The organism is Virgibacillus salexigens, from assembly GCF_014905415.1.
In the GTDB taxonomy this organism is placed as follows: Bacteria; Bacillota; Bacilli; order Bacillales; family Amphibacillaceae; genus Virgibacillus; species Virgibacillus salexigens.
The window spans coordinates 1-14,076 of record NZ_BNEO01000011.1; the positions used below are offsets into that span (position 1 = coordinate 1).

Below are 14,076 nucleotides of genomic sequence, written 5' to 3' on the forward strand. Positions count from 1 at the left end.
TAAACTTAACGAGCATTTTGTTAAACACAAATCCAATAAGTTATTGGCTAAACAGATTATTTATACAAATGGTAATTCACCAGAAATGATTGCTGATAAAATAATTCAAATATCTGGTATTTAAGCAATCGGGCGCATTTCCTGAATAAGAATTATCATCAATGTTGGACAATAGGGCCATTATGTGGAATACAAGGTAATGGTGGATTTTTGTCGAAGTAAATAGCAGAATTTATTGGGAGGGTGTAATAAATGGGTTTGTTTGAAAGAGTTGACACTGTTTGTCTTGGTGTAAGTGATATTGGGAAAGCCAAGCAATGGTATAGCGAAAGGGTTATTAATTACCGACTTTGATAGTGAAGTAGAGAAAGCTTTTAAACGTATACTTAGAAACAGAGAAGTAATAACGAATATAGTGTTCCATGAGCATGATGATTTGGAAAGTGGTTTTAGTTTTAGTGGAAACTATTTAATTCGAGGAGTATACGATTCAGAAATACATTTATTGAAACAATAATGCGAACAAAGACATCTCAATGAGGTGTCTCTTTATTGTGCAAGAATACATAGGAGGTGGTGATATGCCACCAGTAAGAAGAAATTAACACTGAAAAAACAAACCGTTGCAGTATTTTAAAAAATAACGTCACATGATAGGCATCTACTGTTGCATGATGAATCTTAATATTCACTGGCATCTGCAACTGTGAACCAACTTTTTCGTACTTTCCACTGGTAATCAATGGTGTTAAATTATTTTTGTTAGCTCCTGATTGAGATGAAAAATGTTCAAAATGCATCCAAGGGATTGATGAAATATTCACCACGTTGGGTGGAACAACTCCCATTGGTGCGATACCTGTTTTGTTTGCATACTCTTTTATAAGCTTTTTGTACTCACGGTCAACTGATTTATAATCTGTTAATCCTTCCAACCATAGACTATAAAATAATTCTGTTTCTTGATTAAAGTTCGTAAACGTTGGTACTAATTCTTGCCATTCTACTAATTGCTTATCTATGTGGGCATACCTCAAATTCGGAATCTTGTTAACCGATCTAGTCAAATTAAATATAGAGTAAGCATAAAAACTTATAGATTCGTCTTGCATTTTTTAACTGCTTGAGGTAACATCAATTTTTACTGTCATTTCAAACGTTGTGTCTGTCGCCATAAAATAATCATAATAGTTTTTCCTTGGAAAACTTTCTAAATCAATGACTTGATAAGTTGCCATCTGTTTCAACCTTTCATTTAATTTATTCAATTATTATAATTTCACTACATTGTTGATAAGATAGTATTTTAACGCTGTTTTACCGGTTACAGCATAAGGCCTTTATAAGTCATTTTAAGCCACTTAAAATCAAAACACGAAGTTAAAGAGAATAGGTATCAATACTATCGAATTTTTAGACCTAATAATGAAGCAAATTGTATCGCTTGAGACGTTGATACTATACATCCTTTTAAGTTCTCTATTGAAACAGTTAAAGAATCAAAATTGGATGAGCTTATATCAATTCCTTTTAATGGTGTCTCTTCAAAGCTCGCGCCATTAAGATTGCATGAAAGAAATTCTACTTTTTTAAGCTTACAGTCAAAAAGGTCAGCACTTTCTAAAGCTGCATCATCAAAAATCACCTTTTCAAGTTTTGAGTTACCGAACATAACCATATTAAGAATCGATCCCTCAAATGTTGTATTACCGATATAAGACTCTGTTAAGTTGCTGCCTAGCAACTTACAATTAAGAAATTCAACTCGATTCATCGATGCATTACCCAAATTAGCATTGGATAAATCACAATTCTCAAAGCGTACGTCGGTAAGATCAATTCGGTTAAAATCCGTATTTGTGAAATTACAATTCCTAATCACTGTTTTATATAGTCGGACTCGCTCAAGTGTTTCGTCGGCAAATTCTGAATCGGTAACCATACACATTTCAAATTCCGGATCTTCTTCGTAAAAAATATCTGTGAATCTTCTCTCCGTTACATCTTCAGGGATTTTGGGTGTGTCAATCTTCACTGTATACCTACCTACTTTCAAAAGAATTTAATTCATTTATAAGCTTTCTAGAAACAAATATAAGGGAACGCATGTTCTTTTTCAAGGCTTGACTTTTATAGATTTTCTGATACACAGGATTCATCAAGACGCATACATTAACTGAAATTGTTTTAAGTTCTAAGAAATTCTCTTATTATATCCTTATCCTAGAAGAAGCTTTAAACTCAGCAGGACCAGTTCGGAAGAAAGCTATATATACAAATTAACCCCTCATATATGAGGGGGGGTTCTAGTGTGTGCAACACTAAACAATGGCTAGGCTAACCACAATTTTATATGCTTAAGCAATTGTAATAAAATTAAGCCCCTTATCTTTAGCGAGAGGAGGGGCTTATTATGCATGGTTCGGATGCGAACCTAAAAACAGTATTGACATCTTTTGTAAACTTAACTTAAGAGGGGCAAGTAATATGGAAGTACAATCGTAATACATACTACGTAACAATGATTAAACGGTAACAGCATTTGCCTATTTAATAATGTTTAACCTCAAAATCTATATCTTTCAAATACCGATTCATCGTTCGACTAGTCATTTCCTTTAAATCCTCAGAAGAATATTCAATCAGACCACTATTTCCTTTGCTATTCCAGCGATAAAGTGTTTCCGTTTCGCTTTATATCTATGTGAATCGAGTGTACAGCTTTTGTTTTACAGCTGTATAATCGTTTTGTATTCTTTCTATGACAGCATCAATCATGCTTTGATAAACAATACTTTGTTTAGACTTCTTAAAAATATTTTATCCTGTTCAAATATCTTCACTGCAAAAGGAAGAATGATGAAATCTTGTGCAAGTTGTTTCAATTCTTCATTCATTGAATCACCTCAAAGAACATTCGTTCTTATTATATGCAGTGATTTAGTTTTTATCAAACCTTTGAATTCAACAATCGCGCCCGTTCGTCGAAAAATGTTAACTGTAATATTAACAATGTGTGCTATAATAAATATTATTTGCTAGGAGGAATTTTAATGGGCAATTATTCAATATTTGTAATTGACTCCCCCTTTTGTCTAAGTTTTAACGATTAATAACGGAAGGAGAATTAGCACGTGGGTATTTTTAGCATTTTTGTAATAAATACAGTTCATTATCAACCAAACGAAAAATAATTGGTTATAATGAATTGTTAATATAGAAAATTCTAGAAAATTCATTATAACCACATAGGAGTGGGTTATAATGAACAAGAAAAATATAAAATACAGTCAAAATTTCATTACTTCTAAACATCATATAAATAAAATAATGAGTAATATAGAATTAAATGCAAATGATAATATCTTTGAAATTGGGTCAGGTAAAGGCCATTTCACACTAGAATTGATTCAAAAATGTAATTATGTAACAGCTATTGAGATAGATTCTAAATTATGTATTCAAACAAAAAACAAACTTGCGAATTACGATAATTTTCAAGTTATAAATAAGGATATATTACAGTTTAAGTTCCCAAATAACAAGGCATATAAAATATATGGTAATATACCTTATTATATAAGTACGGATATAGTACGAAAAATTGTCTTTGAAAGTGAAGCTACAGTTAGTTACTTAATAGTCGAGGATGGATTCGCTAAAAGGCTATTAAATACAAATCGTTCATTGGCATTGCTTTTGATGACAAAAGTTGATATCTCTATATTAAGTATGATTCCTAGAGAATACTTTCATCCTAAGCCTAATATCAATAGTTCGTTAATCGTATTAAAAAGGCATCCATCAAAAATATCATCAAAGGATAGAAAAAAATATAACTATTTTGTAAGGCTATGGGTCAACAAAGAATACAGAAAACTCTTTACCAAAAACCAGTTTAATCAAGCATTAAAATATGCAAAAATAAAGGATTTAAAGAACATTAACTTCGAACAATTTTTATCACTGTTCAATAGTTATAAAAAGTTTAATAGTTAGTGTAAAGAATTGAATATTATTTGCATTTAAAAGGATTGCCATCAAGGCAATCCTTTTTTAGACAGCGATTCCAGTAAAATATTATCCCGATTCTAGAATAAACGAAAAGTTTTAAACTTATATGTTATTACTACAACTATGATAAAAAACGCGATGTCTATGTTTGTCCTCAAGGTGAAGAGCTAAGGTATGGCACAACGGACCGTGATGGATATCGTCATTATAAATCAGATGCCAAGCAGTGTGACCTGTCCTCTTCTTGGGCAGTGCCGCAGAATCAAAAGCACCAGAAAACCATTACACGCCATGTATGGGGGGATAAAGAGCAGGTTCGTCTGAACCGACTTTCCAATGAAGGGAAGTGGATTTATCGCATGAGAAAAGAAAAAGTTGAGCGTAGCTTCGCAGATTCAAAAGAACTGCATGGGCTGCGTTATTGTCGCTTGCGTGGAAAAGAGAAAGTCAAAGAACAGGCGCTGATGACGGCTGCCTGTCAAAACATGAAAAAGATTGCCCTCCACCTAGATAGGGTGAGCTAGATGGAGGAGAGTCTTTTTTGGCTAATCTATTCTTACCTTGTGTTTGTAATCATTTTCGGTACGATGATTGCCTTTTGGTTCTATATTGAAAGTTTACAAAGCCTTTCACCTAAAGAAACAAGCCTGTTAGGTAACTTAGAACCTCTATCTGCTGTTTTAACAACGGTCTTTTGGTTAAACGAGCCTTTTGGATTTTTTCAATGGGGGTATAGCTTGTATTATTGGGATGACTTTATTATTGGCATTGAATACAGGTTCCTCTCCAGAAAAATTAAATAAAAACGGAAAGTCCCCTTGAATTAGATAACTTCCTTTAAACTTGGGGGACTTATCTTTACTCCCATATCGTGTTTTCCATCCACTTTAATAGCCAAATTCAGCTTTACCTCTAATTTGATTCTTCTGCAATATGGCCCGTTAGTCTAATAAGAGATAAAATTTTATCTCAGATTTTTAAAGAAATCATACTTATTAATGATTTCTTGATATGTACCAGCTTCTTTATAGTTAAAACTAAGACTGCATGATTAATGGATTATGGAATAAATTCTGTCTAGACAGAATTTATTGAACGAATTGCCGCAGCTACCACATTTTAATTCCATTTGATCATTCCTTTCGTATATATTAATTTCTGCACCCCACGAATAAAACCATTGGGGCAAGCAAAAACAAAATCGTTGTCGTGAAAACCTTCAATGAGAGTTCGATATTGCATTTTATGCTTGTTAAAACTACTTCTTTTAACATTTTATAACTGCTTCCTCTACCATTATTTGCCTAACAGATCCATCTGTTTTAGGAATTGTATTCTTCATTGTTATTAATCTAATACTAAAAAGGGTTTTAGCAATAGTTGTAATTATTGGCGGATCTCTATTATCTTTGGAAATAGTAGCTAATATTTGGAGTAATTCAGTAAAGACATGTAACAAGGTGTCTTATTATTATAAAAAGGAGATCAAGTATATAACGCATTACAAGATAATTACAAGGAATTAGCTAGATTTAAGATACTGTGTTGTTTAATATCATTTTTTATAAAGCTCCAGGATAGTAACTTAAATGGATGGTAATCTCTATTAAGATCAGAAGTTAACATATAATTCCCACTTACTTCTGTTACAATCGATTTACATAATTTTTTGTATATTCCACCTACTACTTGGGCAAAATGATTTTCAAGCATATTAATCATTAAATTCTAAACCATTCTATTTTTATAAAAAGAAAGTGCAAAAATACATTCGTAGGTGGTATATATGAGGAAAAACCCAAAATCTAGTAGTCTGTTCCCAATAAAAATCGAGGAACTGCAGCAACTGATGCAGAATAAATTTGAAAATAATCCAGATTTAACGTTTTCCATCTATGAACAGCCAAAAAGGAGAATAGCAGTTTTCTATATTGGCTACATGGTGGAAGCTGAAATGGTAGAAAATTATTTACTAAGGCCTTTGTTAAATAGTAGTGAAAAATGGTCAAATAAATCTATACGAAATGAAATTCCATTAGGTAATAGCGACAAGAAGGAAAGATTAGAAGAAATTCTTCAAAAAATATTAATAGGAGAAGTATTTATTTATGTAGAAGGCGAAGATTCAGCTGTTTCTTACCTTTTAGCGAAAAAAGAAAAAAGAAATTTAGCACAAGCAGAGACCGAATCACTCGTTTTAGGTCCGAAAGTGGCCTTTACGGAATCTATCGTAACAAATATGAATATCGTTCGCTGGAGCATCCGTTCCACGGACCTCGTATTAGAAAAGCTAATAATTGGTAAAAGATTCCCGCGTGAAGTGCGCTTGATTTATGTAAATTCTATTGCAAATGATACGGATGTCAATACAATGCGCCAAAGATTACAAGAATTAGAGGTTGATCAAATTGAAGACAGCTCTGTTTTAATGCAATATATCGAGGATTCTTCAACGACCATTTTTCCACAGTTTTATGGAACGGAACTCCCGGACCGATTCACTTACGCCATAGACAAGGGAAAGATCGGTGTCATGGTTGAAAACAGTCCGACTGCAATTCTAGCTCCTACTTCTTTTTTTAGTTTTTTTGAGTCAACAGAAGATTTGTATATGCGTTGGAATGCTGGTTCATTTTTAAGGTATCTTCGCTTTATTGCTATTATCATTTCAATATTATTGACACCTGCCTATGTTGCTGCAACTACTTTTCACTATGAGCTCATTCCGACACAAGAACTAATTACAATTGGTGAGTCCAGGTCTGTTGTACCGTTTCCCCCCATCATTGAAACCTTGCTCCTGGAATTTATCATTGAATTGTTACGGGAAGCAGGAGCGAGGTTACCAACGAAGATTGGACAGACAATCGGTATCGTTGGAGGGATTGTTATCGGAACTGCAGCTGTTCAGGCAGGCATTACAAGTAACTTTTTGATCATACTTGTTGCGTTAAGCGCACTAGCTTCCTTTACGATACCAAACTACCTTATGAGTACCTCTATACGTATTATTCGTTTTCCAATGATTATACTGGCTGGCGTACTAGGTATGATCGGAATAATGTTCGGGATATGTTTCTTGATTATCCATTTATTAAAACTAAAATCATTAGGGCGGCCGTATCTCTCCCCTATTTACCCATTCAGATGGGAAGATCTTAATAAGGCGTTATTCCGTTTACCTAATGCTTATCAAAATAAGCGTTTCGCTTCATATAAGCCAAAGGATTTAATTCGTTACAGAAAAAGAAAGGCAGTTCAAAAGAAAGATATCGATGAGTAGGTGAAACTATGGATATTAATGTAAAAGTAAAACCAAATCTACGCATTCGGGCTTTTTATCTATTTTTCATCATATCTTCCATTCAGTTAGGTGTCGGTATTATGGGAGTCCCCAGACTCATTTTTATGGAATCACACCAAGATGCATGGATTTCCATAATCTTTGCCTTTTTTTATATGCTTATTGTTGTACTAGCTATGTTGATTATTTTAAAACAATACGATAATGCAGATATCTTAGGAATTCAGATTGATATTTTTGGAAAGTGGGTAGGAAAACTTTTAGGCACTGTCTATATTATCCACTTTGCGATTACATTGTTATCGGTACTCGTAACCTACATCGAGGTTGTACAAGTCTTCATTGCTCCGGGGATAAGTAATTTTGTGATGGGCTTATTACTGATTAGTTTAATTGTTTATTCTATTCTGGGAGGACTTAAGATTATCGTGGGAGTTTGTTTCATTTTTTTTCTTCTTTCTCATTGGGTTCTTTTCCTTCTGATTGAGCCTGCATATCTAATGGACCTTACTCATTTCCAGCCAGCATTCCAGACTTCCTTTACAGAGTTATTAAAAGGTGCCAAGATTACATCTTATACATTTATAGGTTTTGAATTACTTTTATTGGTATACCCATTTATTCAAAATAAGCAAAAGGCCAGCATGCCCGTTTATATAGGTATTTTCTGGTCATCTCTCATTGTACTCTTAGTAACCGTCGTATCTATCGGATTTTTTAGTCCAGATCAGTTGGAGAGAAGGGAATGGGCGTTGTTAAATATGTTTAAGATTCAATCTCTTCCGTTTATTGAACGATTTGATTATATTGTTGTAACCGAATGGATGATGGTTGTACTGCCCAATATGATCTTATTAATGTGGGGGATTATTTATGGAATGAAACGGCTATACAAAATTAAGCAGAGAACGTCCTTATACGCAGTTGCATTTTTACTTTTAATTTTTTGCGTTTTTATTGATCAGCATTTTCTTATTCAAAAAGTAATTGATAATATAGCCAAGACTAGTTTTTGGTTGGTATATGTCTATCCACTATTGCTTTTGCCAATTGTGTTAATAAAAAAAAGATGGAAGAAACGGAAGGGAGATGGCCGTCATTTATCAAATTAAGCTATTCCTCTTACTTGTATCATTTATTTTTCTAGTTGGTTGTATGCAATCTAAGGTGATAGAAAGACATGCGATTATCAATTCTTACGGCATAGATGTAGCGAAGAATGGTGAAGGGCAAATCGATTCAACAATCATTGCTTTTCTATTCAATAACCAATCAAATTTAACTGAAACAATTACTGGGACAGGAAGCACAGTTAGAGATGCTCGCCAAGATGCTGAAACAAAGGCAATTTATAACTTTTTACCTGGACAAATCCGTTTGATCTTGTATGGTAAGGAAGTAGCCGAGAATGGAATTACACCATATTTAAACACATTAGTCCGTGATGCCCGTACATCAGATATGATGTATTCTGCCATTAGCACAAAAACTGCAAAAGAGGTGCTTTTAACGAAACAAGAAGTCACCGGTATTAATGTTGGTCAATATATTCAGGAATTAATTGAAAAGGAAATTACGGAAGATAGTATCCCGGATCCTTCGCTACACAAATTAACGCATACATACGAAGATACAGGTAAGGATCCATTCCTGCCTTTAATTGGATTAACTGGAGATAAACCAGCTTTAAAAGGTATGGCTCTATTACAAGACGGGAAATACGTAGGTGAATTACCGCTGAGTGATGGATTTTTAGTTAATCTGTTTCAAAAAAGAATAAGGGATAAGCCCTTTCACCTTACCATACCAAGAGATCCTCTTGTAAAATATATTAATAATCCGCAAGAAGAAAAGGAAAACTTTGATATTGACTTATTGGTTATCGATGGAAAAAGTAAAACAAAGATAACGGATGTAAACCAACTCCATTTCGAGACAGATGTGAAGCTGAAGGTGAATTTGTACGAGACTTCAGAGTCATTTAAAATTGAAAGTGAGAAGGTATCAAAAATATTGGAAAAGGAAGTGGAAAAGGAAATCAAACGTCAATATGAGGAACTTCTAATTAACTTGCAAGAGGCAAATTCAGATCCACTTGGGCTTGGTAATATTTTTAGGAGTAACACAACTGACGGACAATTAACATCAAAAGAATGGCGTAAGAAATTCCCTGAAACAACAGTTGATTTCAATGTTAATGTAGATCTAATCAATTATGGGAGTATTCAATAAACAAGTGACTTAGATTACTGTCAGTTACTTTAATTTCTATGATGGAATCCCTCCCAGAAAGGTTAATGTTTTATCCATGTGTATATTTATTTTCCATATGGGATGCCTGTAATGATGCAGGTGGAAGTAAGGAGCCATTCTTCTATTTACATTCGTATTACAGCTTATTTTGTTACGTTAGGAACTATCCTTTCGCCAAATTTTTTAGGACTTTTTTAACTTCCGATGATAAGTATAGTATCCTACCAGGTTTAATAGTAGGTTCATTATTAAAAAAGAGTCTTTGAAAAGCTGATCAGTTGATCAGCTTTTCTCTTTGTTCTTTGCAAGTTTTTCACGACCTTTTGTTCCTGATGGTTGTTCTAACCAATGCCATTTAGGTATTTTAATGGAAAATAGTCACAAAAATATAGGAGCCTTCGAACCTGTTCATATTGGTAAACTTCAAGAATATTTACTAAACGATAGTTTATACCCGAAATACAAGTTAAAAATGATGATATACTTCAGTATAAGGGTGCTGCTATTTTTCATGGTCATGATTTACGAATTGATACATTAAATGATATGATAATGAGCGGTAAAATTGGGGAAAGGTTTGAAGGAGCCTAGCGTCTTTGATACTACTTATATAAATAGTATCTAGAAAGCTACTTCAAGGAAAGTAAAAAAATTAGTCCAGAATGTAATCGAAAAAATACAAAAAGACTTAGAAGTTGATGTAATAGGAGTGGGGAGGTCTCTTATACCAAAAACACTATGATTATTGGAACAGCATAAAAGACAACTGGGAGACAGGACGACAGGACGAAAGGTATATGTTAATACTGATATTAAAGTCTCTACATATACGAACATCGATACAGTTTGGGGCATCTGAGGAGCTAAAATTAAAAACTAAAGTGTATTTGGGAGCATATTAGTTAAGTAATTATTAACAATGACTTACTATTGTGACTGTTTAGTAAAAATTGATTCTTCATAATCGATATCATAAATATATTTCTCAATGGTAATCTTTCTTTCAGTGTCCATGTTTGTTATAAATTTAATAAATTGCATCTGCCATTCCATTTCAACCTCCTTTTCCTTTACAAGTGCGGATGATAAATCGACTGTTTCATTCCGTAGTTCCTCATAGAACACCTTTTTTGCTAAAATTGCCAGTTCAATATCGCCAAAAGTACTAAAAAGTGCTTCATATTCAATGGCCAACAAACAATCGGCATTCAGCATATCGATATAATCATAAAGGGAATGGAAATTTTTCCGAATTATTTCAACTTTATCCGTTATTTTGTCATAACCCATGACTTTTTCAATTAATAATCGAAAGTGATTATCACTCATTCTATCAGAGGCTTTGAATGTAGTTACAATGGATTTTGGTTTCAATTCTTTTTCCATGATAATCAGCGTTTGTAATTTATCATGATTGACAGCGTTTATAATCGTTTGTATCAGATCAGCCCCACAATGTTTCAAATAATTTTTCATTTTAGGTTCGTTTATATTTAAGTCATAATCTAATTGGTCAATTGCTTTGTGAATAATGGAATGAATCTGAGAATCATTCGTTTCAGTGAACAGAAGATATAGTTGCTTGTATTGATTTGCGGAGATTATCAATTGATTAGCATTCCCTCCTGATAGAATAGAAAAAACCGCATTATTGAATGTTAACCTAAATATATTGAAGAGTTCTATACGGTAATCAAACCTGCATATTTTTCCATAGTTAATTAAAATTTTTTGAAGATCCTCTTGATTGAATAAATGGCATAATTCTGTTTCCATTTTCAAACGTGTTAAATATTGCTTTAGATAAAAAACCCCCTGAATACTCATATCATCGACCGCTAAAGGATAATCAATGCTTGCCATAGTATTATGAGCGTCAAATATAATGTCGTATTTCCTTAGAAACACGGGTACGGATTCTTCGATGGACACGTTATAGGCTTCTACTGCCACATCCAATTTATTATTGTTGATTTCTTTGTAAAGTTGTTCTGTTTCCTTGAAACACTGCCGAACCAGCCCTACTCCTTTTTCATAAACTCTTCTCACTTTTACCGTTTTTAAATACGTAATTGCCTTTTTAGGATCATCAAACTGAAACGTATAAGCATCTATGGCATACAAAATAGAAGCAAAGATACTTTCTGCGGTATCAGAGCTCACGGAGGAACTTTCCCCTTGGGTATAACGTCCAATCAAATCTTTCAGAATAAGCATTAATTGGTTTTGTATGTTGTATACCTCTTTGTCAGTTAGCATACCTATTTGTAATGCATCATTCAAAAGTGATATCGTATACTGGTTTTGTGATAAATGACTTTTTTTAACATTTTCAAGTGACACTAACGGTTTAGTATGATTGGGCTTTTCTGATTGCATTAATGTTCATCCCTTTCAAGCAAATGTATTCTAAAATTGACATCCCTTCTGAACTGTTCCGCAAACTCTTCAAGTTTGCTTTTCAAAAATTCCATAGATCCTTTGCAAGTACCATCATAGTAATTCTTGATAATACTAATCAGCAGGGAATCCCCTATCATGTCGTCAGTCTCATTTTTTAGATAATGAAATACCTCTAGTAGTTCATTTAATGTTAATGCAAAATTTTCATTCTCAATATAAGGAGAAGTGCAAAAAACCTCCGATAATTCTTTAAACACTTCAACCCCTAATTCCACACGACCATAGCTTTGTAATACCCGTTCTCTGACGGTCACCATCTCTTTAATTTCATCGCGAGTTAGTTCTAGACCATACTCTTTTGTCTTTTGATTTATATTCAATAGTTCGTCTGTATATTTTTCCAGCATAAAGGAATCGATCGAACCCAACAAACGAGGTAAAAACATATGCATTCCATCCTTCCAAAAAATTCTTCTTGTTGACAAACAATAAAAAATATGATATAATTAAATATTAACATTATTATATATTATAGTTTTCTATCCACTGATTGTCAATTTTTATTTTGATAAGGCTTTAACTCTTTCGCATGGAGATTCTCCCTGATTCATAGTGATCGTGGGTATCAATACACCTCGGAAGCTTTTAGACGAAGGATAGATACCGCAGGGATGACACACAGTATGTCACGTATAGATAATGGGCCTATGGAATCTTTTTGGGGAACGCTTAAATGTGAGAAGTATTATCTACATAAGTTTAAGACGTTTGAAGATCTATCCTTTGCGATCGATGATTACATTCGATTTTATAATCATGAACGATATCAACAACGACTAATGGCCTTAACCCTATCGAATATAGAACGAAAGCCGCTTAAGTCATTTTTATTATTTTCATTGTCTACTTGACAGGGGTCTGTTCAAATGACTGGCTGACCATCTAATACGATCGGGCGCTTTTATTGATGATTCAAAAAAGTATTACTTTGGAATTAGTGGATAAACTGACATTTTATTTAATAAATTTTTTATTTTATATAAAACTTGGCGGTGTTAAAAATACTGTAATATTTTTAGCTGGGGGATTCTAATGCCGTTCCTTCGGTGTAGTCGTTTTAACAGCTACCGGTATGACAGCATTTTTATTAAGTTAAAAAACAGTCATTGGATTATTGATATAGGACGTCACATCATTAAGAAGAATTTCTTTATGTATTGTTGCATAAAGGGGTTCTTTTTTTACTTTTTAAACCCAAACTTACAAGGAGTACAGCTGTTAAAAAACAAAAAACCTCGTATTAACCTCTTCTTATGTTCTAGTAGTGGTTTTGCTGAATGGTATGCACAGAACCCCGAGGACTTAGTTTAATCTTATACTGAAGATGAAATCAGTGAATTTCTGTCAACCTTTATCCGTTTACTAATAATAATCTCTGTTACTACACAGATATATATTATATTGGATATTACTACGTAATGAGATTTAGCTTTAAAGATGTAATGTAACTACTTGACATTTTTGCAGGCTGTTTTTAATACAAATCTTGGTAGAGGTGATGAAAAGTGACGAGAGTAAAATATAGAGATAGTGACATTGATTTAATTGCACGGATGATGCGAGCAGAGGCTGTGGGTGAAGGGCGACTAGGGATGCTGATGGTTGGGAACGTTATTGTAAATCGAGCAGTAGTTGATTGTTTAGATTTTAAGGATTTAAGAACCATTCGGGATGTAATTTTTCATGTTCAAGGTGGAAATTACTCTTTCGAAGCAGTACAAAAAGGTAGTTTATTTTATAGTCCAGCTAGAGATATAGAGAGAAGATTGGCACGACAAGTAGTAAAGTATTGGAGGCAACATCCTTCTAAGTATGCTCTTTGGTATTTTAATCCGTACGGTTCGTGCCCACCTTCATGGTATAATCAACCATTTGCAGGACAATATAAACAACATTGTTATTATGAGCCACAGGCTAATACATGCGAAAGTGCTTATAGGTATTAAAGAAAGCTTGTCGACAGTTGTTGCCTGTTCTTCAACTAACGTGTCATTAATAAGCTATACAAATCAAAAAGCTTGGGTTTTTTACCTCAAGCTTTT

The 14,076-nt window shown here is 33.4% G+C and carries 14 protein-coding genes and 4 pseudogenes; 11 read left to right on the plus strand and 7 right to left on the minus strand.

The window, feature by feature from the left end; all coding sequences use genetic code 11:
* Positions 1-301: 301 nt before the first annotated feature.
* A complete protein-coding gene (locus tag JKP73_RS21370; protein WP_200411875.1) occupies positions 302-517 on the plus strand; it encodes a hypothetical protein in 216 nt (71 codons plus the stop codon).
* 16 nt (positions 518-533) lie between these two features.
* Here JKP73_RS21370 and JKP73_RS21375 read toward each other — a convergent pair whose 3' ends face one another.
* From JKP73_RS21375 to JKP73_RS23445, 4 genes are all read right to left on the minus strand, one after another.
* A complete protein-coding gene (locus JKP73_RS21375) occupies positions 534-1,112 on the minus strand; it encodes a CatA-like O-acetyltransferase (RefSeq protein WP_200411876.1) in 579 nt (192 codons plus the stop codon).
* A 3-nt stretch (positions 1,113-1,115) separates the two neighbouring features.
* Positions 1,116-1,238: a CatA-like O-acetyltransferase gene (locus JKP73_RS23735; protein ID WP_188944307.1), complete on the minus strand. Its 123-nt coding sequence runs from the start codon at positions 1,236-1,238 to the stop codon at positions 1,116-1,118.
* A 164-nt stretch (positions 1,239-1,402) separates the two neighbouring features.
* Positions 1,403-2,035 carry a pentapeptide repeat-containing protein gene (locus JKP73_RS21385; protein WP_188944305.1) on the minus strand — a complete coding sequence of 211 codons (633 nt, stop codon included), beginning with the start codon at positions 2,033-2,035 and terminating at the stop codon, positions 1,403-1,405.
* Positions 2,036-2,774: 739 nt separating this feature from the next.
* Positions 2,775-2,897 (minus strand): hypothetical protein, encoded by a 123-nt coding sequence (locus JKP73_RS23445; RefSeq protein WP_021292540.1) that lies wholly within the window; start codon positions 2,895-2,897, stop codon positions 2,775-2,777.
* Between the two features lie 237 nt (positions 2,898-3,134).
* Here JKP73_RS23445 and ermCL point away from each other — a divergent pair, with 237 nt between their 5' ends.
* The 4 genes and pseudogenes from ermCL to JKP73_RS21405 all read left to right on the plus strand — a co-directional run.
* Positions 3,135-3,194 carry a 23S rRNA methylase leader peptide ErmCL gene (gene ermCL, locus JKP73_RS21390; RefSeq protein WP_123317386.1) on the plus strand — a complete coding sequence of 20 codons (60 nt, stop codon included), beginning with the start codon at positions 3,135-3,137 and terminating at the stop codon, positions 3,192-3,194.
* A 70-nt stretch (positions 3,195-3,264) separates the two neighbouring features.
* The gene (gene erm / locus JKP73_RS21395) at positions 3,265-3,999 is read left to right on the plus strand and encodes a 23S ribosomal RNA methyltransferase Erm (protein ID WP_200411877.1); all 735 of its coding nucleotides are present in this window, start codon (positions 3,265-3,267) and stop codon (positions 3,997-3,999) included.
* A 131-nt stretch (positions 4,000-4,130) separates the two neighbouring features.
* Positions 4,131-4,538, plus strand: a pseudogene (locus JKP73_RS21400) (transposase); the annotation flags it as partial.
* A gap of 27 nt (positions 4,539-4,565) precedes the next feature.
* Positions 4,566-4,836: pseudogene (locus tag JKP73_RS21405) on the plus strand (EamA family transporter); the annotation flags it as partial.
* Positions 4,837-5,526: 690 nt separating this feature from the next.
* On the opposite strand, the gene JKP73_RS21410 reads toward JKP73_RS21405, so the two are convergent.
* The gene (locus tag JKP73_RS21410) at positions 5,527-5,736 is read right to left on the minus strand and encodes a hypothetical protein (protein ID WP_200411878.1); all 210 of its coding nucleotides are present in this window, start codon (positions 5,734-5,736) and stop codon (positions 5,527-5,529) included.
* Positions 5,737-5,800: 64 nt separating this feature from the next.
* Between JKP73_RS21410 and JKP73_RS21415 the strand changes: the two genes are divergently transcribed.
* The 4 genes and pseudogenes from JKP73_RS21415 to JKP73_RS23775 all read left to right on the plus strand — a co-directional run.
* The gene (locus JKP73_RS21415; RefSeq protein WP_188944301.1) at positions 5,801-7,297 is read left to right on the plus strand and encodes a spore germination protein; all 1,497 of its coding nucleotides are present in this window, start codon (positions 5,801-5,803) and stop codon (positions 7,295-7,297) included.
* Positions 7,298-7,305: 8 nt separating this feature from the next.
* Positions 7,306-8,430 carry a GerAB/ArcD/ProY family transporter gene (locus JKP73_RS21420; RefSeq protein ID WP_021292535.1) on the plus strand — a complete coding sequence of 375 codons (1,125 nt, stop codon included), beginning with the start codon at positions 7,306-7,308 and terminating at the stop codon, positions 8,428-8,430.
* On the plus strand, positions 8,408-9,550 hold the full coding sequence (locus JKP73_RS21425; RefSeq protein ID WP_200411879.1) for a Ger(x)C family spore germination protein: 1,143 nt from the start codon (positions 8,408-8,410) through the stop codon (positions 9,548-9,550). Before JKP73_RS21420 ends, JKP73_RS21425 begins: the two co-directional genes overlap by 23 nt.
* 658 nt (positions 9,551-10,208) lie before the next feature.
* A pseudogene (locus tag JKP73_RS23775) lies at positions 10,209-10,313 on the plus strand (hypothetical protein); the annotation flags it as partial.
* A gap of 185 nt (positions 10,314-10,498) precedes the next feature.
* On the opposite strand, the gene JKP73_RS21430 reads toward JKP73_RS23775, so the two are convergent.
* A complete protein-coding gene (locus JKP73_RS21430; protein ID WP_200411880.1) occupies positions 10,499-11,950 on the minus strand; it encodes a DUF6179 domain-containing protein in 1,452 nt (483 codons plus the stop codon).
* On the minus strand, positions 11,950-12,420 hold the full coding sequence (locus tag JKP73_RS21435; RefSeq protein ID WP_200411881.1) for a DUF6323 family protein: 471 nt from the start codon (positions 12,418-12,420) through the stop codon (positions 11,950-11,952). Before JKP73_RS21435 ends, JKP73_RS21430 begins: the two co-directional genes overlap by 1 nt.
* A 156-nt stretch (positions 12,421-12,576) precedes the next feature.
* Between JKP73_RS21435 and JKP73_RS21440 the strand changes: the two are divergent.
* A pseudogene (locus JKP73_RS21440) lies at positions 12,577-12,854 on the plus strand (transposase); the annotation flags it as partial.
* A gap of 685 nt (positions 12,855-13,539) precedes the next feature.
* Complete coding sequence (locus tag JKP73_RS21445) at positions 13,540-13,980, plus strand: cell wall hydrolase (protein WP_200411882.1); 441 nt, start codon at positions 13,540-13,542, stop codon at positions 13,978-13,980.
* Positions 13,981-14,076: the final 96 nt, after the last annotated feature.